General features: G+C 46.1%; 20 protein-coding genes. 2 read left to right on the top strand and 18 right to left on the bottom strand.

The features are described from left to right. Positions 1 to 24: 24 nt before the first annotated feature. From ftsA to L3V45_RS07475, 15 genes are all read right to left on the bottom strand, one after another. Entirely contained in the window at positions 25 to 1,338 is a 1,314-nt protein-coding gene (gene ftsA, locus L3V45_RS07545; protein ID WP_003154425.1) for a cell division protein FtsA, read from the bottom strand. Between the two features lie 549 nt (positions 1,339 to 1,887). Then, on the bottom strand, positions 1,888 to 2,676 hold the full coding sequence (locus L3V45_RS07540) for a cell division protein FtsQ/DivIB (RefSeq protein WP_024085278.1): 789 nt from the start codon (positions 2,674 to 2,676) through the stop codon (positions 1,888 to 1,890). A gap of 129 nt (positions 2,677 to 2,805) precedes the next feature. Then, entirely contained in the window at positions 2,806 to 3,717 is a 912-nt protein-coding gene (gene murB, locus L3V45_RS07535) for a UDP-N-acetylmuramate dehydrogenase (protein WP_014304967.1), read from the bottom strand. 25 nt (positions 3,718 to 3,742) lie between these two features. Beyond that, on the bottom strand, positions 3,743 to 4,834 hold the full coding sequence (murG, locus tag L3V45_RS07530) for an undecaprenyldiphospho-muramoylpentapeptide beta-N-acetylglucosaminyltransferase (protein ID WP_003154428.1): 1,092 nt from the start codon (positions 4,832 to 4,834) through the stop codon (positions 3,743 to 3,745). A gap of 116 nt (positions 4,835 to 4,950) precedes the next feature. Beyond that, the gene (spoVE, locus tag L3V45_RS07525) at positions 4,951 to 6,051 is read right to left on the bottom strand and encodes a stage V sporulation protein E (protein WP_003154430.1); all 1,101 of its coding nucleotides are present in this window, start codon (positions 6,049 to 6,051) and stop codon (positions 4,951 to 4,953) included. 58 nt (positions 6,052 to 6,109) lie between these two features. Continuing rightward, positions 6,110 to 7,465, bottom strand: coding sequence for a UDP-N-acetylmuramoyl-L-alanine--D-glutamate ligase (murD, locus tag L3V45_RS07520; protein WP_015388268.1), 1,356 nt, complete (start codon positions 7,463 to 7,465; stop codon positions 6,110 to 6,112). Continuing rightward, the gene (gene mraY, locus L3V45_RS07515; protein WP_007409707.1) at positions 7,466 to 8,440 is read right to left on the bottom strand and encodes a phospho-N-acetylmuramoyl-pentapeptide-transferase; all 975 of its coding nucleotides are present in this window, start codon (positions 8,438 to 8,440) and stop codon (positions 7,466 to 7,468) included. Positions 8,441 to 8,547: 107 nt separating this feature from the next. Beyond that, entirely contained in the window at positions 8,548 to 10,020 is a 1,473-nt protein-coding gene (locus tag L3V45_RS07510) for a UDP-N-acetylmuramoyl-L-alanyl-D-glutamate--2,6-diaminopimelate ligase (protein ID WP_003154436.1), read from the bottom strand. A 195-nt stretch (positions 10,021 to 10,215) separates the two neighbouring features. After that, positions 10,216 to 12,135: a stage V sporulation protein D gene (locus L3V45_RS07505; protein ID WP_003154438.1), complete on the bottom strand. Its 1,920-nt coding sequence runs from the start codon at positions 12,133 to 12,135 to the stop codon at positions 10,216 to 10,218. Positions 12,136 to 12,248: 113 nt separating this feature from the next. Continuing rightward, a complete protein-coding gene (gene pbpB / locus L3V45_RS07500) occupies positions 12,249 to 14,393 on the bottom strand; it encodes a penicillin-binding protein 2B (RefSeq protein WP_046559578.1) in 2,145 nt (714 codons plus the stop codon). 6 nt (positions 14,394 to 14,399) lie between these two features. Next, positions 14,400 to 14,753: a cell division protein FtsL gene (ftsL, locus tag L3V45_RS07495; RefSeq protein ID WP_003154442.1), complete on the bottom strand. Its 354-nt coding sequence runs from the start codon at positions 14,751 to 14,753 to the stop codon at positions 14,400 to 14,402. Positions 14,754 to 14,792: 39 nt separating this feature from the next. Next, positions 14,793 to 15,728, bottom strand: a complete 936-nt coding sequence (gene rsmH, locus L3V45_RS07490) for a 16S rRNA (cytosine(1402)-N(4))-methyltransferase RsmH (protein WP_003154444.1) — start codon at positions 15,726 to 15,728, stop codon at positions 14,793 to 14,795. 69 nt (positions 15,729 to 15,797) lie between these two features. After that, positions 15,798 to 16,229, bottom strand: coding sequence for a division/cell wall cluster transcriptional repressor MraZ (gene mraZ, locus L3V45_RS07485; protein ID WP_013352164.1), 432 nt, complete (start codon positions 16,227 to 16,229; stop codon positions 15,798 to 15,800). Between the two features lie 125 nt (positions 16,230 to 16,354). Beyond that, the gene (bshC, locus tag L3V45_RS07480) at positions 16,355 to 17,974 is read right to left on the bottom strand and encodes a bacillithiol biosynthesis cysteine-adding enzyme BshC (RefSeq protein ID WP_025851385.1); all 1,620 of its coding nucleotides are present in this window, start codon (positions 17,972 to 17,974) and stop codon (positions 16,355 to 16,357) included. 86 nt (positions 17,975 to 18,060) lie between these two features. Continuing rightward, complete coding sequence (locus L3V45_RS07475) at positions 18,061 to 18,942, bottom strand: 2-dehydropantoate 2-reductase (RefSeq protein WP_058906005.1); 882 nt, start codon at positions 18,940 to 18,942, stop codon at positions 18,061 to 18,063. Between the two features lie 162 nt (positions 18,943 to 19,104). Between L3V45_RS07475 and L3V45_RS07470 the strand changes: the two genes are divergently transcribed. Continuing rightward, a complete protein-coding gene (locus L3V45_RS07470) occupies positions 19,105 to 19,587 on the top strand; it encodes an N-acetyltransferase (protein WP_015388272.1) in 483 nt (160 codons plus the stop codon). A 40-nt stretch (positions 19,588 to 19,627) separates the two neighbouring features. Here L3V45_RS07470 and gerR read toward each other — a convergent pair whose 3' ends face one another. The 3 genes from gerR to L3V45_RS07455 all read right to left on the bottom strand — a co-directional run bounded on the left by gerR (position 19,628) and on the right by L3V45_RS07455 (position 21,082). Continuing rightward, positions 19,628 to 20,203, bottom strand: coding sequence for a sporulation-specific transcriptional regulator GerR (gerR, locus tag L3V45_RS07465; protein WP_003154450.1), 576 nt, complete (start codon positions 20,201 to 20,203; stop codon positions 19,628 to 19,630). Between the two features lie 159 nt (positions 20,204 to 20,362). After that, on the bottom strand, positions 20,363 to 20,542 hold the full coding sequence (rpmF, locus tag L3V45_RS07460) for a 50S ribosomal protein L32 (protein ID WP_003154457.1): 180 nt from the start codon (positions 20,540 to 20,542) through the stop codon (positions 20,363 to 20,365). 21 nt (positions 20,543 to 20,563) lie between these two features. Next, entirely contained in the window at positions 20,564 to 21,082 is a 519-nt protein-coding gene (locus L3V45_RS07455) for a YceD family protein (protein WP_003154459.1), read from the bottom strand. A gap of 208 nt (positions 21,083 to 21,290) precedes the next feature. Between L3V45_RS07455 and L3V45_RS07450 the strand changes: the two genes are divergently transcribed. Continuing rightward, positions 21,291 to 22,538: a nucleotidyltransferase gene (locus L3V45_RS07450; RefSeq protein ID WP_058906004.1), complete on the top strand. Its 1,248-nt coding sequence runs from the start codon at positions 21,291 to 21,293 to the stop codon at positions 22,536 to 22,538. The last annotated feature ends 13 nt before the right edge of the window (positions 22,539 to 22,551 follow it).

The raw sequence follows: 22,551 nt of genomic DNA, 5'->3' as shown, positions 1-22,551 counted from the left end.
CTAATCTGCCGAATGACTATCAATCTATTCCCAAAACATGCTTAATAGTTTTTTCATTTTGCTCGGTTTGTTGTGTTCGGCTTGTGTTTTTTGTTTTGCTTTTGGACGCTGCTGCGCCTCTGGCCGCTGATGATGTTCTTCTTCGTGAGAGACCGCGATTTCCTGCACGGCTTCTTCCGGCATATGAAAGCCTATTTTTCTTCCCTGAATTCTGGCATTTCGGCAGGCAAATTGTATCAAGCCGACACCCGTCATATACTGAGGGTCTCTTACACCGATGTAATTCGGGCTTGCGACCCTTACATTGTGCCTCAGCACTTCCTGTGCCAATGAAAGCACTCCGGGCATTGCGGCCTGTCCGCCGGTCAGCACAAAGCCGCCGGGCAGATCTGTAATTCCCATATGCTCAATTTCGGCTGCGGCAATCTCAAGAATCTCTTCCACTCTTGCTTCAATAATATTGGCAATTTCCTGCTGTGTAAAAGATTGCTTTTGATTCGTTCCTATGACGGTGACTTCAAATACTTCATCTTCTGAAGCCTCATCGTAGAATGCATGTCCGAATTGTTTTTTTACTCTTTCAGCCTCTTCGGTGGAAGTGCGCAATCCGATCGATACATCTTTCGTGATGTTTTCGCCTCCGAGCGGAATGACGGCTGTCTCCTTCAGGTGCCCCTGTTCAAATACCGCCACCGTCGTCGAGCCGCCGCCGATATCAATCATGGCGACTCCGAGGTTTTTTTCGTCTTTTGACAAAGCCGCCGAACCGGCCGCAAGCGGCTGCAGGCAGATATCAGTAATTTCAACGCCCGCTCTCTCCACACAGCGAAGTAAATTATGTAAGATCGTTTTGGAGCCGGTAATCAGCGTGCCTTCTACTTCCAGGCGCACTCCGAGCATTTTTTTCGGATCGGTAATTTCGTCTCTTCCGTCAACGATAAACTGTTTCGGAACGACGTCAACGATCAGCTGCTCATGCGGAACCGACACGACCTGTGCCGCTTCCATTACCCTGCGGACGTCTTCAACGTGAATTTCTTTGTTTTCACTGGAAACAGCGACAACGCCGTTCGTATCTTGAATATGAATATAATTTCCATTAACGCCGACAATGGCTTTTTTCAGCGGAAAACCTACCATTCTTTCAGCTTGGTCAAACGCTTTTCTTATAGAATGAACGGTTTCATCTATATCAACGATTGAGCCTTTTTTCAACCCTTCAGACGGTACATTTCCCACTCCGATAATGTTAAGGGAATCATCTGTCATTTCTCCGACGATCACTTTTGTATTGGACGTACCGATGTCAAGACTGACGTAAAGTTCATTGTTGTTCATTCTATGGCACCTCCTCACATTTCGATCAAATTCTATTCTATTATTTGCGGAACAACAATACAATGAATGTGGCTTTACAAGTGTGTAACAAAAACAACAGCATCAACAAATTCTTATCTGATTTCTCACAATTTATGTTTAATGAAACTATTCGTTATATTCTATGTATATCCTCTTTTATATCGCATTTTTTTTATTTTTTTTAGAGACGGCCCACCTTACCGTAAGATTTCTTGTCACGGTGCCATAATGTGCAAACCAGATGCAAATATACCCGCTTTCCATTAGTCTACACTAAGATGAACCTCCAGAAAAGCTATAGATATTGCCAGAAACATCCAAAAAAAGAAGAAACAGGAGGAAAATTCCAAATGCAATGTTCATTGAAGAAGACACGCCCATTGCATTGAGAATTTTCCCCTTGTCCGGCAGCCATATCCCGGGCAAAAACAAACATAGTCATAATTATTCCGCTATCGGTTATATCGGCTGCCCCGCTGATTGTAATAGATTCTTTTGAATCACCTTAAAATTAGTTCTTTAGAACTATTAATCATTTTCTTTTTTCTTGCCGGATTTACCTTTGTTAAATTCTTCAAAATACGTAGCGACTTCTAAGTGGATAATCCCCTTTTTCCCGCCGTCCAGCTGGGAAACGATAGAAGGATAGGTCTTCATCCGGTCGGCAAATGTTTTAATAGAAGCGGTAACTACATACCCGTCGTTCATATACAGCTTGATCCGGTCCTGGTCCATTTTTACCGGTGTATAATAGATTTCAGAAATCGACTGCTTTAGCGAACCGGAAAGCTTATCAAGCTGCTCCGCCATTTTGACCCGCTTTTTCGCGTTTGTCCAGTCAACCAAAATCGGGCCCGCGTCATCCGGCGTGACTTCGTTCGGCAGCACGGTGCCGTTCTCCAGCACTTCATAATACACATCATTCCGCTGCAGATACGCGATCGTCTTGTATTCTTCAATGTGAATGCTGACTTTATTAGGAAATACTTTTGAAAGATCCGCCTTTTTCACCAGTTTATTCTGCTCAATCTTTTCTTCTGTTTTTTTCTTGTTCAGACTCCAGAACTCGGTTTGTCCGTTATGTATATCAGAAAGCGCGTTGATCTCTTTTACAGACACGTTTTCGTTCCCGGAAACGGTGACAGAAGACACTTTGCTGATCGGCATCTGCAAGTACACGATGATCAGCACCATCATAAAAAAGAGCACAATGAATGAAATCAGCCGGCGGTTTGCTTTTTGTTTCCGCTGCTCTTTGATTTTCGGAATCCGCTCTTCAATATTTACGATTTTTTCTCTTTCATGATTTGGGTTCACTGCCTGTCCACCTCACTAAGAATGAAACAGCTTGACATTCGTCTGATTGAAAAACAAACGGCATGCTGTGATGCCGTTTGACATTTGTTAAAAGTATATCACATGAGCTCATGGAAATCAGAGAACCTTTTAACGATTCCCTCCGATGATTTCAACTTCCGTATGCATGTCAACATCATACTGCTCACGGATTGTCTTTTTCACATACTCAATCAGGTCGAGAACGTCCTTGGCAGTCGCTCCGCCGGCATTGACGATAAAATTCCCGTGCATTTCGGATACTTTCGCTCCGCCGATCTGATGTCCTTTTAATCCCGCTTTTTCAACGAGGTTTCCGGCATGATTCGGCAGCGGATTTCTGAATATGCTTCCGGCGCATGGGCTTGAATACGGCTGCGTATTTTTTCTGTAATCTTTGTTCTGCTGCATTTGCGCCGTAATGGCTTCCCGTTCCTTTTGCTCAAGCTGAAGAACTGCCTCGAGACAGACGCCGGGGCGTTTTTTCTGCAAAACAGACGTTCTGTAGCTGAAATCCATCTCTTCGTTTGTCAGCCATTCGATTGTGCCGTCTTCAAATAAGATACGCGCTTTCACAAGAATTTCACTCATATCAGATCCGTGCGCCCCGGCATTCATATAGACGGCCCCGCCGATTGATCCGGGGATGCCCGCTGCAAATTCGAGACCGGACATTCCTTTTTTACTCATGGAAGTCGCAAGCCGGACGACCGAATAGCCGCCTCCGACCGTCACCTGATCACCGTCAATCTCCAAATGATCCAGACCCGCGCCCAGTTTGATGACAACTCCTCTTATGCCTTCATCAAGCACGAGCAGATTTGAACCCCGGCCGATAACCGTCCATGGCAGATCATGTTTCTTCACAATATCCATAATATCTTTGACCGCTTCCACACTGTTGGGGATGATCAAAATGTCCGCCGGGCCGCCGATTTTCATCGTTGTATGGTTCGCGAGCGGTTCTTGTTCCAGCACTTTGCCGACTTCGCGGTCTCTTAATTCCTGAATTACGTTCTCCATCATAAACCTCCGCATTCCATTTGCTCTATTTTTTTATGTCTTCCATGATACTGTACAGTCTGGCTGCCGCATCCGGAACACCGAGTGATTTTGTCCGCTCACTCATGTCTTTTAAGGTTTCTTCATTCATGACGATTTTGTCCAGCGCAGCGATCAGTTTTTCTCCGCTGAGCTCGGTTTCCTTCAGTACGATTGCAGCGTCATGCTGGCTGAGCGCCTTCGCATTGACTTCCTGGTGATTGGCTGTCACATACGGGCTCGGAATAAGCACGCTCGGAATGCCGAGAGCGGTGATCTCCGCAATCGTCGTCGCTCCGGCTCTTGCCACAATGACATCAATTGATTGTAAGTACTCCGGCATTTGGTGCAAAAACGGTTTTGTCACCATATTATCAGCGGCTTTTCCGCCTTTCAGCTCAGCCGTTACCTTCTCGTAATGCACTTCCCCGGTAATATAAAGCACTTGGTAAGGTCTCGTTTTCAATTCTTCCTGCATATCTATCACGGCACGGTTAATGGGAGCCGCGCCTCTGCTTCCGCCGAAAATGAGCACCGTTTTTTGATTGTCTTTCAGCCCGAACTCAGTTAATGAGCGGCCTGTCTTAATTGAGACGACTTCAGAGGCTCTCGGGTTTCCCGTAAACACAACTTTTTCAGCAGGAAAATGCGATTTTGCTTCTTCAAAGCAAATTGCCACCTTATTAACATATTTCGAGAGAAACTTATTTGTGATGCCGGGCAGGCTGTTTTGCTCATGAATGATCGTCGGAATTCCCATTTTTGCCGCCGCGTATACGACCGGACCGCATACATAGCCGCCTGTACCGATAACGGCATCCGGTTTAAACTCTTTTAAATATGATTTACTTTTCTTCACGCCTTTTAAGAAACGCATGACGGTTTTTACATTTTCAAAAGAAAGTTTTCGTTTGAAACCTGTAATTTCAATGGCGCGGAACGGGATATTTTCCCGTTCAACAATTTTTTTCTCCAGACCGTTCTCTGTTCCGATATACAAAAATTCCACATCCGGATGCCGGCGCTGAACTTCTTTAATAAAGGCCAGGGCCGGATAAATATGTCCTCCGGTTCCGCCTCCGCTTACTGCAATACGCATTCGTATGTCCCCCTTAATCACATAGCGATAACCCTGTTTTTTAGGACAGGGTTATTGATGTTGTCTGTTTTTTTATAGATAACGTATAGATCATGAGTGATGAGGCAAGATACAGATCAATACCTCGAGTACCGGCTGACATTTAAAAGCACGCCGACCGCTGCGAGCATCAGCGTCAGTGATGAGCCTCCGTAGCTTAAAAACGGCAGCGTAATTCCTGTTACCGGGATCAGCCCCGTCACAACGCCGATATTAATCATGACTTGAATAGCTATCATAGAAATAATACCGATGGCGACAAAGCTTCCGTATAAATCCGGCGCGCCGAGGGCAATCCTGACGCCCCGCCATAATAAAATACTGAACAGCAGCAATATGAGCGAACCGCCGATAAAGCCGAGTTCCTCAGATAAAATAGCAAAAATGAAATCGGTTTGCGGCTCCGGCAGGTAAAAAAACTTTTGCCGGCTTTGGCCGAGCCCCATCCCGAACAGTCCCCCCGGACCTACGGCATAGAGCGACTGAATGATCTGAAATCCGCTTCCAAGCGGGTCCTCCCACGGGTTTAAGTAAGAGGTAATCCGTTTAATCCGATAAGGAGCGGACAGAACAAGCGCCGCAAATCCGCTTAAACCGATGAGTCCGAGGAACGCAAAATGAGCGATTCGCGCACCGGATACAAAAATCATCACGATGCACGTGCCCACCATTACCGTCCCCGTTCCCAGGTCCGGCTGGCACATAATAATAATAAATGCAGAAAACACGATTCCGAGCGCGGGAACGAATCCGCGTCTGAATGACGTAATATTCTTCTGTTTTTCAGAAAGAAATTTAGCCAGAAACGCAATCATCGCGAGTTTCATAAACTCCGAAGGCTGAATGCTGAACGCTCCCACTCCGATCCAGCTTCTTGAACCGTTCCGCACCATTCCGACTCCCGGAATCAGCACAAGCACAAGCAGAAAAAAACAAATGATCAGAAGCAGCTTCGACCATGTGCGCCATGTCCAATAATCCACATTCATAATGAAAAACATGGCAATGACGCCGATCCCCGCAAACAGCAGCTGCCGTTTCGCGAAGAAAAACGAGTCGTCAAATTTATAATCCGCCCATACCGCACTTGCACTGTAGACCATAATTAATCCTATTGTTAAAAGCAATAACGTAATGATAACTAATAACAAATCAGGCGCTGTTTTTTTAGTAGTCAAAGCAATCGACACCCCAAGCATAAGTCATTTAGGGCTGCCGATGAACAGAGACAAGCCCTTACTTAAGCATATGCACGGCATCTATAAACATGTCACCGCGTTCTTCAAATGTTTTGAACTGATCCCAGCTCGCACACGCGGGTGACAAGAGGATGACGTCTCCTTCATTTGAGAGCGCAAACGCCGCAGATACTGCTTGTTCAACATTATCGACACGTTTGACATGTTGTATTCCCAGCTCATTGCCCAGTTTTTCTATCTTCGGCGCTGTCTGTCCGAACGTCAGGACCGCTTTGACATTGTCCATATACGGTTTCAGATCGTCAAAACCGTTGCCGCGGTCCAGTCCGCCTGCAAGAAGAATAACCGGTGCTTTGAACGCGGAGAGCGCTTTGCTTGTGGCCAAAATATTCGTCGCTTTGCTGTCATTATAAAATTTACGATTCCGGATTGCTGTTACATACTGCAGACGGTGTTTGACACCGGTAAAGCTTGTCAGCACCTTCTGAATCGCTTTATTAGACGCGCCCGCCGTTTTTGCCGCGGCTACAGCGGCCAATATATTTTCTAAATTGTGCGCGCCCGGCAGCACGATGTCATCAACAGGCAGAATCGCTTCATCGCCGAACATCAGCATTCCGTCTTTAATAAATGCGCCGCTTGACAGTTCCTGGTGCACTGAAAACGGAACGGTGCCGGCTTTTCCGCTTTCGGCAAGCCGCACGACTGTTTCATCGCTTTGATTCACGATGGCCGTATCACTCTCAAGCTGATGAAGATACACGTTCTGCTTGGCTTTTTCATAGTTTTCACGGCTGTGATGGTAATCCAAATGAGCGTCGAACACATTTAAAATCAGGCCGATTTCAGGTCTGAACGCATGAGTCCCCATAAGTTGGAACGAAGAAAGCTCTGTGACGATCCATTCATCACCGTCAGCATGATAAGCCACTTCACTGGCGACAGTGCCGATATTTCCTGCGATCAGCGCCTTTATCGAGTCAGCTTTCAGCATTTCATAAATCAGGGTCGTCGTTGTTGTTTTCCCGTTTGAACCTGTAATGCCGATGAATTTTGCATTGGTGATATAATACGCAAGCTCGATTTCCGTCCAGACCGGGATGCCTCTTCTTTGCGCTTCCTCCACCATGATATTTTCATACGGGATTCCGGGATTTTTGATCAGAATGGTAATGTGATGCTGGTCAAAAAGTGACGTCGGATGCTCACCGCAGATGACCTCGATTCCTCTTTCTGAAAGCCTTTTGGCAGGTTCGTTCTCTTCAAAGGCTTTTTGATCATTCACGACGACGTTAATGCCTTTTTCATGAAGAATCGACGCAGCCGCATATCCGCTTTTCGCCAGTCCGAGGACCAGAAAGTTTTGTTTTTGCAAAAAAAGTTCGTTTTCCACTTATAACCACACCTCGATGTAAATTCCTAAAACGGCAAGCAGCAGTCCCGCAGTCCAGAATGTGACGACAACTCTCCATTCAGACCATCCGACCAATTCGTAATGGTGGTGAAGCGGACTCATCTTAAAGATTCGTTTTCCTGTCGTTTTAAAGCTGATGACTTGTAAGATAACAGATAAGGTCTCAATAACAAAAACTCCGCCGATAATGACGAGCAGAATTTCAAGCTTCGTCAGAATGGCAACGGTCACGATCGCTCCTCCGAGCGCAAGCGAACCGGTATCCCCCATAAATACTTTGGCGGGATGGGCGTTGAATACAAGAAAACCGAGAACGGCGCCGACAACGGCAACCGAGAAAATCGCAACGTCATATTGTGACTGGTTCCACGCAAGGATGGCGAAAGCGCCGAATGCGATAGCCGCGGTACCGGACAAGAGACCGTCCAGACCGTCTGTCAGGTTGACGGCATTTGAACCTCCGACAAGCATAAAGAGAACGAGGATAAAGTATCCCCAGCCGAGATCGATTGACAGATGTGTGCCCGGCACCCTGATGCCGGTTGAAAAATGGCAATAATGATATACTCCGTAAAATACAATGGCAATAATGATCTGGCCGATCAATTTCTGCTTCGACGTCAATCCGAGATTCCGTTTCATTACTACTTTAATATAGTCATCCAGAAAGCCGAGCAGGCCGTATCCGATCGTAACAAACAGCAGAAGAAACATTTCCGCGCTCAGATGCGAAAATTTCTGCGTCATGACAATCGCCGTAATGGCGATGGATACGATAATCATGACCCCGCCCATCGTCGGCGTCCCTGATTTTTTCATATGTGATTTCGGCCCCTCTTCCCTGATACTTTGGCCGAATTTTAAACGTCTTAAAAACGGGATAAGAATCGGAGATATCAGAACACTGATTAAAAATCCCATTATTATTGTAAATAAAATCACTTGCTCAAGCATTGCTCTTTTCTCCTCCCGTTTCGTTCAAACGACATACGTATTTATCATATTCACATTGTGTCCCCGTAATTCTTTTCATTTCCCTCATTCTAACACTCTTTCCTGTTTTACTTTTTATTCAGCTCAACAATAGCTCTTCCCGCTACTTCGGCGTCATCAAAGTCGAATGTTTCATTGCCGATCTGCTGATAGGTTTCATGCCCTTTCCCGGCAATCAGAACCACATCTCCCTTTTTCGCGTTGGCAATAGCAAAAAAGATAGCCTGCTCGCGGTTTGCGATACTGTGATAGTAGGTGCCTTCTACCCCTCTTTCCATATCTCTTAATATGGCCAGCGGGTCCTCGCTTCTCGGGTTATCTGAAGTGAAAATCGGTTCGTCGGCAATCCGCACCGCAATTTCCGCCATTTTCGGGCGTTTCGTTTTATCCCGGTCTCCGCCGCAGCCGACGACGACGAAAAGCTTGCCCTCTGTCATGTCTTTGCATGTATTCAGAACGTTTTCCAGACTGTCAGGCGTGTGCGCGTAATCGACGACCACAGGAAACGGCTGATTATGATTCACCAGTTCAAACCGGCCTCTGACACCTTGCAGCTCTTCAAGAGCGCTTGTGATCGTATCAAACGGCAGACCCGCTGCGATCGCTGTCGCCGCTGCAGCCAGTACGTTATACACGTTGAAGCGGCCGACGAGTGAAACCGTGATCTGCTTTGTTCCTTTCGGCGTAACGAGTTCAAAACTTGTGCCTTGCGCAGAGATCTCGATTTGTTTCGCCATGACATCGGCATCGTTCTCGATTCCGTATGTAAGGATGTGCGCCGCCGTCACTTTTTCAAAATAAGCACTTGCTTTGTCATCTGCGTTTAAAACGGCCCGCTTCGGCTTTTCATGGTTAAAGGAGCCGCCCAGCTGGGAAAACAGGAGGCTTTTAGCCTGTCTGTAGTCTTCCATCGTCTTGTGATAGTCTAAATGGTCCTGCGTCAGGTTCGTGAATACGGCGATATCATAATCGCAGCCGTGAACCCTGCCGAGTGACAGAGCGTGAGATGACACTTCCATAATAGCTGTGTCAACATGCTCATCATTCATTTTCTTGAACGTTTTTTGCAGTGTGACGCTTTCGGGCGTTGTATTTTTGACCGGGAATGTCTCATCCCCGATTTTAATGTACATCGTTCCGATTAAACCGGTCTGTCTTCCCGCTTTTTTGAAAATCTCATCAACCATGTGCGTCGTTGATGTTTTGCCGTTTGTGCCGGTGATGCCGATAAGCTGAAGCTGCTTTGTCGGCTGCCCGTAAAACGCGTCAGAAAGAACGCTGAGCGCCCGCTGTGACCGGCGGACGATAATGACAGGAACATCGACGTCAAGCTCTTTCTCGGCAACGATGGCCGCTGCGCCGTTTTCTGCGGCTTTTTGGGCGAAATCATGTCCGTCTACCGTATACCCTTTTATACACACAAAAAGACTCCCTTTTCTCACTTCCCTGGAGTCCATCTCAATTGAAGTTATGTCAGGGTCATGAAAGTCATTTTGAACAGGTTCGGCCATTAAATATGTAAGCAGCTTTGTAAGTTTCATTGTATCAAACCTCTCAGAAATTCTATTCATTCTTTTATCATGATAACCGTTTATAAAAGTCAGAATGGCTTTTAAACATACAGTTCATATTTTAGCGTAAATAAAAGGATACATCCAGTTAATCTTAAAAGTTATCTTCTTTTTTTCTCTTTATGATAAAAGGCAGCCGAAAACAATCGGCTGCCTCAAAAAGACTCATTCTTCACTCAAGTAAACACGGATCTTTGAGCCTTCTTTTACTTTCGTTCCGGCTGCAGGTGATTGTTTCACAATTTTGCTTCCTTTTCCTGAGGAGTCAATATTCAAATTGACAAGCAGCGACTCAAGATCAGAGACAGACATCCCTACAACATTCGGAACCTCTATTGTTTTTGTGTCGTTCCATTGATATTTTTTCTCGATTTGATTTTTTCGCGGTTTCACGCCGAGCTCCGGCAGACTGTCTCTCATCATATTTCCGACAATCGGCGCGGCGACGGTTCCCCCGAATTGAATCGTGCCTTTCGGATTATCAACCGCGACATACACGACGAGACTCGGGTCATCAGCCGGCGCAAAACCGATAAAGGAGACGATATGGTTGTTTTCGAGATATTTGCCGTCTTTGACCTTTTGTGCGGTACCTGTTTTTCCGCCGACGCGATATCCTTCCACGAAGGCATTCCGCCCCGTTCCCTGAGCGACGACGCTTTCTAAAGCATATCTGATCTGCTTTGACGTTTCCTGGGAAATAACTTGCCTTTTCGCAATCGGCGATTGTTTCTTAACAGTTTTTTTCGTAACGGGATCAACCCACTCTTTGGCGATAAACGGAGTATAAAGCGTTCCGCCGTTTATTGCTGCGGAAACGGCTGCCACCTGCTGAATCGGCGTGACGGAAACCCCTTGTCCGAAAGCGGTTGTCGCCTGTTCGACCGGGCCGACTCTGTCAAGCGGGAATAAAATCCCCGTTCCTTCCCCTTGCAGATCAATGCCTGTTTTCTTTCCAAAGCCGAAGTCCTTAATATATTGAAACAGCTTTTGTTTTCCGAGCCGTTCCCCCAGCTGTACAAACCCGGGGTTGCAGGAATTTTGAACGACTTCAAGATAAGATTGCGAACCGTGGCCGCCCTTTTTCCAGCATCGGAGGCGGGCGCCGTCAACCTCGGCAAATCCTTTGTCATAAAAGTGGTCTCTTTGCAAGTTTACTTTTTGCTCTTGGAGAGCCGCCGCAAGCGTAATAATCTTAAAGGTCGAACCCGGTTCATATGTGCTCCATACCGGCAGGTTCCGGTTGTAAACGGACGGATCCACCGATTGATAGTCAGCCGGATCAAAATCAGGACGGCTTGACATGCCGAGCACTTCCCCGTTTTTCGGATTCATTGCGACCGCAATCATTCCGTCCGGGTTATATTTCGCCGCTGCATTGTCGAGCTCCCTTTCTATAATCGTCTGAACCTTGGCGTCAATCGTCAATTTCATATCAAGTCCGTCTTTCGGAGGGGTGTAATCATCCGCTTCATCAGGCATTTTCTTCCCCTTGGCATCCGTATAAAATTTCACAGATCCCTTGACACCTTTTAAGTCATCATCATAATAAGCCTCCAATCCGAGAAGGCCCTGGTTATCAATACCGGCAAAACCGAGAACATGGGACAAAAAGCTTCCGTACGGATAATGACGGATGCTGTCTTCAGCCACATAAACCCCTTTTAAGTCGAGCGCTTTGATTTCTTTCGCTTTTTTATTGGAAATTTTCCGCCCCTCGGGTGAGATTTTTTCTATGGAGGTTTTCTTAGTAATATGTTTGTAGACCTTCTCTTCCGACATATTTAAAACTGACGCGAGAAGCTTGCCCGTTTTTATGGGATTTTGAATCTGGCGCGGTACGACAAAGACGGTCGGCGCGCTTTTATTCGTAGCCAGCTTCACGCCGTTTCGGTCAAGGATCTCTCCCCGCTCAGGCTCAAACGGCAAATTCCGGCTCCAGGAATCCTTAGCCAGTGAAGTCAGCTTTTCTCCCATCACAAATTGGACATAGCCTAATCTGCTGTCAATGATCAAAAAAATGATTACGCCAAAAAGCAAAACCAGTAATAAACGTTTTCGAACCGTTACATTTGAAACGCGCAAGGGACCGTCCACTCCTTATTTAGGCTTGTTTCAATTTATGCCTCAGCTTGGACACATAGAACGGCGGCGCATAAAAAAGAAGCCCGCGGACATCCGCGGACTTCTCTGTCCCTTTAATCAGGATTTTTAAATTTCACCTTGATCACGGTATTTTCTTTCAATTCTTTGCCTTTTTTCACACTTTGGCTTGAAGCGTAACCTTCACCGCTCACATCGATGTGAATGCCTGATACTTTGCTGAATTGAAGCACTTCCCGTCTCGACCATCCGGACATATCCGGCATCGTCATCTTTCCGTCTGTTTTTAAGAAGATTTTCTGATTGGTGATCACATCTTCTCCGGCTGTCGGATACTGCTCTTTTACGGCAACATCGCTGCCGATGACAATCGGTGTGAGATGTTCATTTTTCGCTTCCTTCTCAGCGCCCGTGACTGTCTTATCTGTCAGGTCAGGCATCTTTTGGCTTTTCGTTTCTTCCTGACCGGAATCTGTTTTTTCCGTCGGTTCGATGTTCATGTAGTGGAGGCTGTTTTTCATCGTCGGGTTAAAGATTTCCGCAACAGGATCAGAGCTGCTTTGACCCGCTTTTAACTGCGGCTGCTGCACGGCTACATAGATGACGAGCTTAGGATCATTTTTCGGCGCCATGCCCATGAATGAAAACACATAGTTGCTCGTTCCCCTTAAATATCCGCCCGTCCCGGCGATTTGTGCGGTTCCCGTTTTACCCGCGACGTCAAAACCTTCAATTTTATAAGGTTTCCCCGTTCCGATGTCTGATGTCACGACTTCTCCGAGCAGGTTCCGGACTTTTTTCGCCGTATCGGCTGAAATCGGCGTGCCTACTTGCTCTGGTTTTGTCTGCTTGACGACTTTTTTCGTATCGGGGTCGACAATATGATCAATGACGTAAGGTTTCATCATTTTGCCGTTATTAGCAATCGCCGTGACGGCCTGAAGCTGCTGGATCGGTGTTATCGCCGATGCTTGGCCGTAAGCCGTAGACGCTTTGTCAAAATCATATTTGTAGTTAATTTTACTTGATACTTCACCGGGCAGATCAATCCCTGTTTTTTGATAGAGCCCGAATTTGTGCAGGTACTCATTAAACCGGTCAAACCCCAGTTTTTCATTGGCCAGTTTGGCGAAAGCAACATTCGATGACCTCATGAGGCCGTCATGGAAGCTTGTCATACCCCATCCGGCGCCATCGTTCCAATCTTTAACAGGTCCGCCTCCCACTTTATATGTTCCTGATTTATATTTCTCGTTTGCGGAAAACACATTTTCCTGAATCGCCGCGGCAAGCGTAAAGATCTTCATCGTCGATCCCGGTTCATATGCGTACGACACTAAGTCGTTGTAATAATTGGTGACGTTTCTGATATTCGGGTCAAAACTCGGACGCTGCCCCATCGCAAGCACTTTGCCTGTTTTCGGTTCTACGACAGCCGCCATAATTTTTTTCGGTTTATATTTTTCCGCCACTTTCGTCATGCTGTCTTCTAAAAAGGTTTGAATTTTCTGATCAATGGTTAAATATACATTGTCACCGTTTTTAGGTGCGGTGATTTTTTCTTTGCTGTTCGGAAGTTTCCAGCCGGATTTATCACTTTCGTAAGTGACGGACCCGTCACGTTCCGTCAGATAGTTATTCAGTATTTTTTCAAGCCCTAAAGAGCCTTGTATCTCGTTTGTTTTTTCATTCACATCGGCATAGCCGAGAACATTTGACAAAAATATGCCGTTCGGATAGTAGCGCTTCGTATCTCTTAAGAAAGAAATACCCGGAAGATCCATTTTTTCGATCTTTTGTTTTTTCGCATAAGAGATATCGCGGCCGGCTGAACCGAATTCCACCTGCTTCGCGCCATTCCTGTTTAAGATGTCCAGAATCTCGCTTTTATCAAGATTGATAACGGTCGCCAGTTTTTCCGCCGTTTTCTCTTTGTCTTTGACATGCTGAGGATGCTTCGGATCACTCGTCATTTTTTTATCAAGCACGGCAATGAGCTTATATGTCGCCGTGTCCTCTGCAAGCACTTTGCCGTTCCGGTCAAGAATAGAGCCGCGGCTCGCTTCTATCGTCCGCTTTTTTTCGTGCTGCTCGGTCGCTTTTGTTGCAAGTTCTACTCCGTTTGCTTTACCGGTTAATTGAATGTACGCCATTCTCCCGAGAATGACAAAGAAAAAGAGAGCGAAACAAATACTGAGTATCGCTGCTCCTCTGTTCATAAACTTATTTTTTTTCGGCATGGGTTATCATTCCTGTATGTTTTTCACTTTTTTATCTTTCAGATTCAAACCGTGCTTTTTAGCGATATCCATCAGGCGCTGCGGCTGGCTTAAGTCAGCAGCCGTCTTTTCGAGATCACCGATCTGCTTATTCTTCTCAGATACTTTCTCCTCCAGTTTTTGCACCTCAATATTGGATTGGTACGCCGCGTATGCCTTTGATACGATAAACATTGATGTGGAGAGAACGGCAATGGCAAACAGGACGAGCAGCACCTTTTCCCCGAGTGTAATGGAAGCCCTCTTTTTGACAATCACCTTTTTTTCGGGACTTATCACTGGCCGTTGTTGTTTTTCCTGCTGGTAAGCTAAGTTGCTCATAGGCTGATGACCTCCTTTAATGTTGTCATTTGCTGCCCGTTATTTTCGTTTCTCCGCAATGCGGAGCTTCGCTGACCGGGCGCGGTTATTTTCTTCAAGCTCCTCTTTTGATGCCGTAATGGGCTTTCTCGTAATCAGTTTTAATTCCGGTTCAAATTCTTCCGGTATCACGGGAAGACCCGGAGGCAGTTCGGGAAGTGATGATTTTTCCTTGAATGTCGTCTTGCACATTCTGTCTTCCAGCGAGTGAAAAGTGATCACAGACACCCTTCCGCCCGGCTTCAGCACCTCTATCGCTTGCAAGAGGGCCTCTTCAAATACCTGAAGCTCGTCGTTTACGGCGATTCGAATGGCTTGGAATACACGTTTGGCCGGATGACCTCCGCTTCTTCTTGCCGGAGCCGGTATCGCGTCCTTTATTAGATCGACCAGTTGGCCGGTTGTTTGAATAGGCGATTTTTCTCTTGCCTCTTCAATTTTCCGGGCGATCTGCTTGCTGAATTTTTCTTCTCCGTATTTAAAGAAAATCCTCACAAGGTCCTCATACCGCCATTCATTTACGACTTCTTTCGCCGTAAGGGCGGCCGACTGGTCCATCCTCATGTCCAGCGGTGCGTCATGATGATAACTGAATCCCCGTTCCGGTGTATCAAGCTGCGGAGAGGATACTCCTAAATCAAATAAAATTCCGTCGACACTCGTAATGCCGTGTTCATGTAAACACTCTTTTAAATAACGAAAGTTGCTTTTTACCAGAATGAGCTGTCCTTTGTATTCGGACAATGTTTTCTGTGCGTTTTCAAGCGCCGTGTCATCTTGGTCAAAGGCGATCAGGCGTCCTTTTTCCGATAATTGCTGCAATAAATATGTACTGTGCCCGGCGCCACCAAGGGTGCAGTCCACATAGGTTCCGTCCGGTTTGATATTTAAACCGTCGACGGTTTCACGAAGAAGTACTGTCTTATGCTGAAACATTTGTGTCGGTCCCACCTTTATCAGGAATGAATTGAATTGTCAGTTGTTGTTGTGATGCACGAAGATCCATTATATATCAAATCCAATCATGTTTTCAGCAATTTCAGCGAATGAATCTTCTTGCTCTTCTGTGTATTGTTCCCATATTACCTTACTCCACAATTCAATTCGATTGGAAACCCCGATGACAACACATTCTTTTTCCAGTTTTGCGTAATTCAGAAGAGATGACGCAATATTAACCCTTCCCTGCTTGTCCAGTTCGCATTCGGTCGCACCGGAAAAAAAGAATCGGGTAAATGCGCGGGCGTCTTTTTTGGTGAGCGGCAGAGCCTTCAGCTTTTCTTCAATCAGCTTCCATTCATTCATCGGATAGCCGAAAAGGCATTGGTCAAGTCCTCTTGTCAGCACAAACTGCTCACCGAGGCCTTCTCTGAATTTTGCGGGTACGATCATGCGGCCCTTTGCATCAATTGTATGCTGGTATTCACCCATAAACATGATAAGGACCCCCACTTTCTCCCCTAAACTCACCACTATCCGCCACTTCTCTCCACAACCTCATTTTACACTGTTTACACATAAAAAAAAACCCTGAACTATTCAGGGTTCTTTAAAACTTTATTTCAAAGTTTGACAATCTGATGTTGGTTTTGAAAAGAAAATGGCAGATGTTTGAAGGTTGTGAAGAATTTTGGACCATAACGGTTCAAATAATACATTACATTCCAAATCCGTTCCTGCGGAGCGCCGAGCGGTCTGATGCTGTTTTGGATTCTTTCATAGTCACGCAGCACAAAACCTTCTTTTTCTTCAATTCTTTTCGTTACCGTCCGTTCTAAAAACAAGAGCTGATCCTGAATGAAGGCGGCATTCTTCTGTAAGAGCGGCTCAAGGCTTGAATCGACCTTCAGCGCTTCGTTCCTTGCGCTTTTATGGACAGCTTCAATCTGCGACTTCGCCTGTTCCATTACAGAAGAAAACTCTTCCGGAATCTGCTCTTCAAAATAAGCGTCTTTCAGGTGTCCGGTGCCGTGTTCGATCGCTTCCTGAAGCGGAATATTCCGTTCTGAAAGCTTCTTTTCAATATGGCGCTCAAGAATCGTAATGTTCAGTCTCGGCACTACCGGCGTCATGCGGAAGCCCATTAATGAGAAAGCCTGCTTCAGCTCACCCCAATAATTGATCTCCCCCGGTCCCGCGATAAACGCCAGAGTCGGGATGAGAAACTCCTGCATAAGCGGCCTTGTCACAACGTTATTGCTGAAACATTCCGGTTTTTCTTCCATATGGGTATGAAGCTCGTCGTTCGTCCACTTCAGGTCAAGCTCCTTAATGACAAAAACGCCGTTTTCTTTTTCAATTAAGAAACGCTCTCCCTCGTGTTCGTAAAACAGATTAGCCTGATCTTTGTCCGATTCAATAATCGGGTGATAACCGGCTTCCCGCATAAGACGCTGCTGGTCTGACACGGCTTTGGCAAGCTCGTGATTGTGTTTTAAAATCTGCTGAAACATACCCGTTTCCAGCTTTTTAATCCCCGGATCTCCCGAATTCATCAGAATAAGGCCTTCTTCTTGAAACAAGTCGGCGATCAACAGCTCAAAAAAGTCCGTGAATGTCTCTGATGAGCGTAAACATCGCTTCACGTTTTGAAGGAGTGTGTTTGTGTGATCCGTTTCCTCAAAAGCAGCGAACACTTCATCAATCCAAGCCGCGCATTTTTCCTGATCAAGCTCGGTTTTAGCCGCCGATGTTTTTTTCCAGTACGACTGCGGCAGTTTCCGCTTCACCGGACCTTTATTCTCTGTTGACGTATGCACATAATTAATTTCTTCCAGATCGTGATCTTCACCCGCCACCCAGAAAATCGGAGCGACAGGAATCTGCAGCGCCTCTTCCTGCTGTCTGGCAAGTACGATAATGGAGATAATTTTATGTATGGTGTAAAGAGGCCCCGTTAAAAGACCGGCCTGCTGGCCGCCTACAACCGCTGCGCTTTTTGGATCTCTCAGTTTTTCGATGGAGGCCTGCATGGCGTCGGAATGAAATTTTTCGTGATAGGAGGATAAATAATCCGCTAATTCCTCTCTGGCAAACGGCCGCGAAGACAAGTCATGAAGCCGCTTTTGCCATACGTCCTCTGAATGAATATCATAATCAAAAAATGAAGACATGTTTTCTCCATCTATATAGTGCTGCACAAACTTATTTTGACTTTTGATGGAAAGTTCAGTTAGCTGCATCTGTCTGGAACTTCCTTTCTCCAATAAATAGTTAGGTTTCCGAAATGAGTATAGCATGTTACCGGAAAACCTCAAAAGACTTTGTTTCAATTTCTTTCTAACGCTTTTATGCTGCGGTGTAAAAACGTGAGATGAACGGCCGGCAATCCGCGGCTTTCCGCTTCTTTTACAAGGTAGCCGATAATCGCATCGGCCTCGGTCCGCCTGCCTGCCATGATATCGACGAGCATGGAAGAATGATTTTTTTCCGTCAGTCTGCAAACTTCGCAAACCTTGTTCCACGCTTTTTCTCTATCGGCGAGGCCAAGTATTGTCTCCGCTTCTTCAAACACGTTTCTCATATATTTTTTGTAAGCGTCATTTCTTAACAGCTCTCCGTTTTTCACGCGCAGCAATGCAGTTAACGGGTTGATGCATACATTGATGATCAGTTTTCCCGTTAAAAGCCGATACCAGTCGTTTTCATCATATACGGGAAAATCCCGGTGCATGCCGGAAAAGATGCTTTTGAGCGTTTCCGGCCGGGATGCGCTGAATACACTCCATCTTACGGCTCCTGCTCCCGTATGTTCAACGGCATGATCCGATATCTTTTTTGCTCCGTGCTCAACTGTGCCGGCATAAAGCGAATGATCCGTATGCCAATCTCTAATGTCGTGTATGTGTCCCATGCCGTTTTGCAAAAACAGCACATTCGTCCCTTTTACCGTCTCAAGATCCCGCAGCACAGCACTGAGCTGGTGCTGTTTAACGGCTGCGATTAAGAGGTCGAATCCGGAAGTGAGACCTGTTTGCGATCTGCATGCCGCCGTACATTCTATTCCGTCTTTCAAAAGCCGTATACCGCCTGAGTTAATCGCATCAGCCTGCTCCGTCCGCCGCGTAATGACTGTTACCTGATGGCGGGACGATAAGTAGTAAGCACATAAAAGGCCTACCGCTCCGCCGCCGATAATTCCGATTTTCACACTGTCACACCCTATATCTGCATTTTTCCATATTATCATAGCAGAAGCCGCCGCAAATTACTTCAATTTCGTTTTGAGCAAAAAGACAGGCAAGCATATTATAGTTGGAATTTTCAATTAAAGCGTTTACAATAATGGTAGAACACAACAAAGGGGGAGTTTGTGTTGAAAATAGAGCGCCTGCTCATCAACTTTAAGACACTCGAAGAATTTAAAAGGTTTAAGGAATACGGGATGCAGGAGCTGTCGATGCTTGAAGATCTTCAGGATAATATCATTGAAAATGACAGCACCTCGCCTTTTTACGGGATTTACTTCGGGGATAAACTAGTGGCGAGAATGAGTTTATATCAGGTAAACGGAGGCGCGAATCCGTATTTTGATCAGCGTCAGGACTTTTTGGAACTTTGGAAGCTTGAGGTTCTTCCGGGCTATCAAAACAACGGATACGGAAAAGCGCTTGTTGATTTTGCAAAATCCTTCAGAATGCCGATCAGGACAAATTCACGCATGAAATCAGCAGAATTCTGGGATAAGATGAATTTCGAGCCCGTTAAATATGATATGGCGCGTGATAAAGGAGAAAATCCTTACATCTGGCATCCCGATATGGACGGTGAAATGACATCCGGAGAAACGGCATAATAAAAAACCGGCCGGGCCGCCGCCCTCAGGCCGGTTCATTTTACAGGCTCTGCGCCGATTTCCTGTCGTCTTCTTTTGAATTGACCATCCTTCTCGCTCTGTCCATAATGTCAATTAACGCTTTATAATCTTCTTCCGTCATCTCCAGCTTGTTTCTCAAGCTTTCATTTTCCTCACGCAGATCCTCGACTTCTTTTTGCAGCGCGGTCAGCTGTTCTGTGAGTTTTTCTTTTTCATGACGAACATCCGCTGCGGCCGGCGACTCTTTAAATTGCTGAAGAAACAAAATGACATCATCAATGGACAGCTCTTTTTCTCCTTCCGCCCTGCGGATCGGAGGCTGTTTGACGGTTCCCGGCAGATTGGCGGAATGCACCCCGATCTGCTTTCTTAATTCCTTCCGCTGTTTTTTCGCCAGTTCTATCCCTGACTGATATTGTTTTCTGACATAAGAATTCCATCTGAACCCGCAGGCGGCAGCCGTTCTCGTCAGCGCTCTGCCGACTTCTTCAAAAGCGGAAAGCTGGGTCCCGCCTTCCCGAATATGCCTGAGCACCACTTCGGCCAGCAGCAAATCTTCATCTTGCGTCCACGCGTCTTGTCTCGTTATCGTCAATCGTATCTCCCTCCATATTTGCTCATTTACCTCATACATATGCCGCTGATAGATTAGATAGACTACTGGCGCTCACAATTTTTTCGGCGGAAGCAGGCCGGAGGGGCAAAAAAAAAAGAAAAGCGCAGGAACCGAGATTCCCGCGCTTTTCTTCATACATTAATTGCTTTTAACATTTATGTCTTTGCCGTTGTATGATCCGCATGCTTTACATACACGGTGAGACAATTTCATCTCTCCGCATGACGGGCATTCTGTCATACCAGGTACATTTAGTTTGAAATGTGTACGGCGCAATCTTTTTTTCATTTTAGAAGTTCTTCTAAAAGGTACAGCCATTATTCCCACCTCCTTAAAGAGTTAAGATTCATCATCTTGTGTTAAGAGCTTTTTCAGATCCGCAAGTCTGGGGTCGATTTGATTTTTCTTGTCTTCCTCAGAAATCACTTGCCAATCCTTCCCCACTTGGGGAGCGGCTCCTTCTTTTTGTTCAGTTTCACAAAAGACTTGCATAGGAATTTCTAAAAGAATCTCTTCTTTTACGATCGGAGTTAAGTCGACGATATCGTCTTCAGCAATATGAACGTCCTCATCTTCTATATCATCCGACTTATGAAATCTAAACAGTTCTTTTGTCGCGATTGTAAATGGATACGGCACATCAACTAAAGTTCTTGAGCACGGCAAAACCATTTCGCCTGAAATCGTAAAGTCAAACGAAACTTGCTTGGATTCAATCTCCGCGCGGCCCTTCACCCGGACGGGAGAAATGCGGCGGATGTCAGAATTCAATTTTGTCAGCTCATTTAACTCAACTGTTTCATCAAATTCAAAGCTCTTTTTCGCCATTTGATGAAGCTGATAAATCGTCCATTTCATTTGTATCACCTCAGGAAAGCAACAAACATGATTATAGCTTTTCAGAATGTTTTTGTCAATATTTTTTCTTTACAGCATAATGCCGCCGTCATGCAATCGTTGACAGCCGGATAGGCTATGCATACACTAAACGAAACGGACTAAAATATGCACTTCATTTGCAAATGTACCACACGAAGCAAAACATAGCAAGAAAGGCGGGACAAATATGAAAGCAGTCGGCCTGGTTGTTGAATATAATCCCTTTCATAACGGACACCGCTATCATGCGGAACAAGCAAAAATCAAAACGGACAGCAGCGTCGCGGCGGCGGTGATGAGCGGCCCTTTTTTGCAGCGCGGAGAACCGGCCGCCGTCTCAAAGTGGGCCCGGACAAAAATGGCGTTGGAAAACGGCGTGGATATCGTCATTGAGCTCCCTTATATGTATGCCGTACAAAAAGCGGAATTATTCGCGCGCGGCAGCGTTTCGCTTCTTCATCATTTAGGATGCAGCAGCTTGTTTTTCGGCAGCGAAAACGGGCGGATCGAACCCTTTATTGAAGCGTCTGAAGCGTTCAGCCGAAAGGAAGATGACTGCAGCCTGATTCTGAAAGAGGAGCTGAAAAAGGGTCTCAGCTATCCGGCCGCCGCCTCAAAAGCTTTTTCACACATATTCAGAGGGCGGGACATGCTCGATTTGTCCAAGCCGAACAATATTCTCGGTTTTCACTACGTTAGAGCGATACACGCCTTCGGTTCCGCTATGAAGCCTTATACGACAGCCAGAATCGCTTCCCAGTATCATGACGCCGAGCTTCCCGGAGATAACAGCCGGATAGCCAGCGCAACAAGCATCCGGAAAGCGCTGATAGAAAAAGGAACGGCGGCCGCAAGGAGCTTTCTCCCGGAAGCGTCTGCGCGTGAGCTGGAGGCATACAGAAATTCATACGGGATATGGCACAGCACCGAAGACTATTTTTCATATGTAAAATACAGCCTCAGCACTCTGTCCGCTGAAGAATTGAGCCGAATCTATGAAGTGGAAGAAGGCCTTGAGCACAGAATTCTGCGCACCATCAGACAAGCCCGATCCTATCGCGAAATGATGGAACGATTGAAAACAAAACGATACACGTGGACGAGGCTGCAACGGATGAACACGCACATTCTGACACGGACGAAAAAGGAGGACATGCATCGGCTCTTACAGCCTTCAAGCGCTCCTTATATCCGTCTTCTCGGAATGACGAAAAAAGGACAGGCGTACCTGTCGGCAAAGAAAAAAGAGCTTACCGCACCTCTCGTCAGCAAGCTCTCTTCTTTCTCTCATCCCGCTCTGGATCTGGACATACTGGCGGGACGGGTTTACAGCCTGCCGATAAAAGAACCTGAACGCACATTGTTTGAGAAACAGGAATTTTCACAAGCGCCGATCCGCTTTGATGAAGACGAACAGCGTTTTTTGAATGCGTAAAAAAAGCACCTGC

It is taken from the genome of Bacillus sp. R45, from assembly GCF_021729365.1.
In the GTDB taxonomy this organism is placed as follows: Bacteria; Bacillota; Bacilli; order Bacillales; family Bacillaceae; genus Bacillus; species Bacillus velezensis.
Note: the sequence above shows the minus strand (reverse complement) of the source record. Positions and strands in the feature narration are given on the sequence as shown.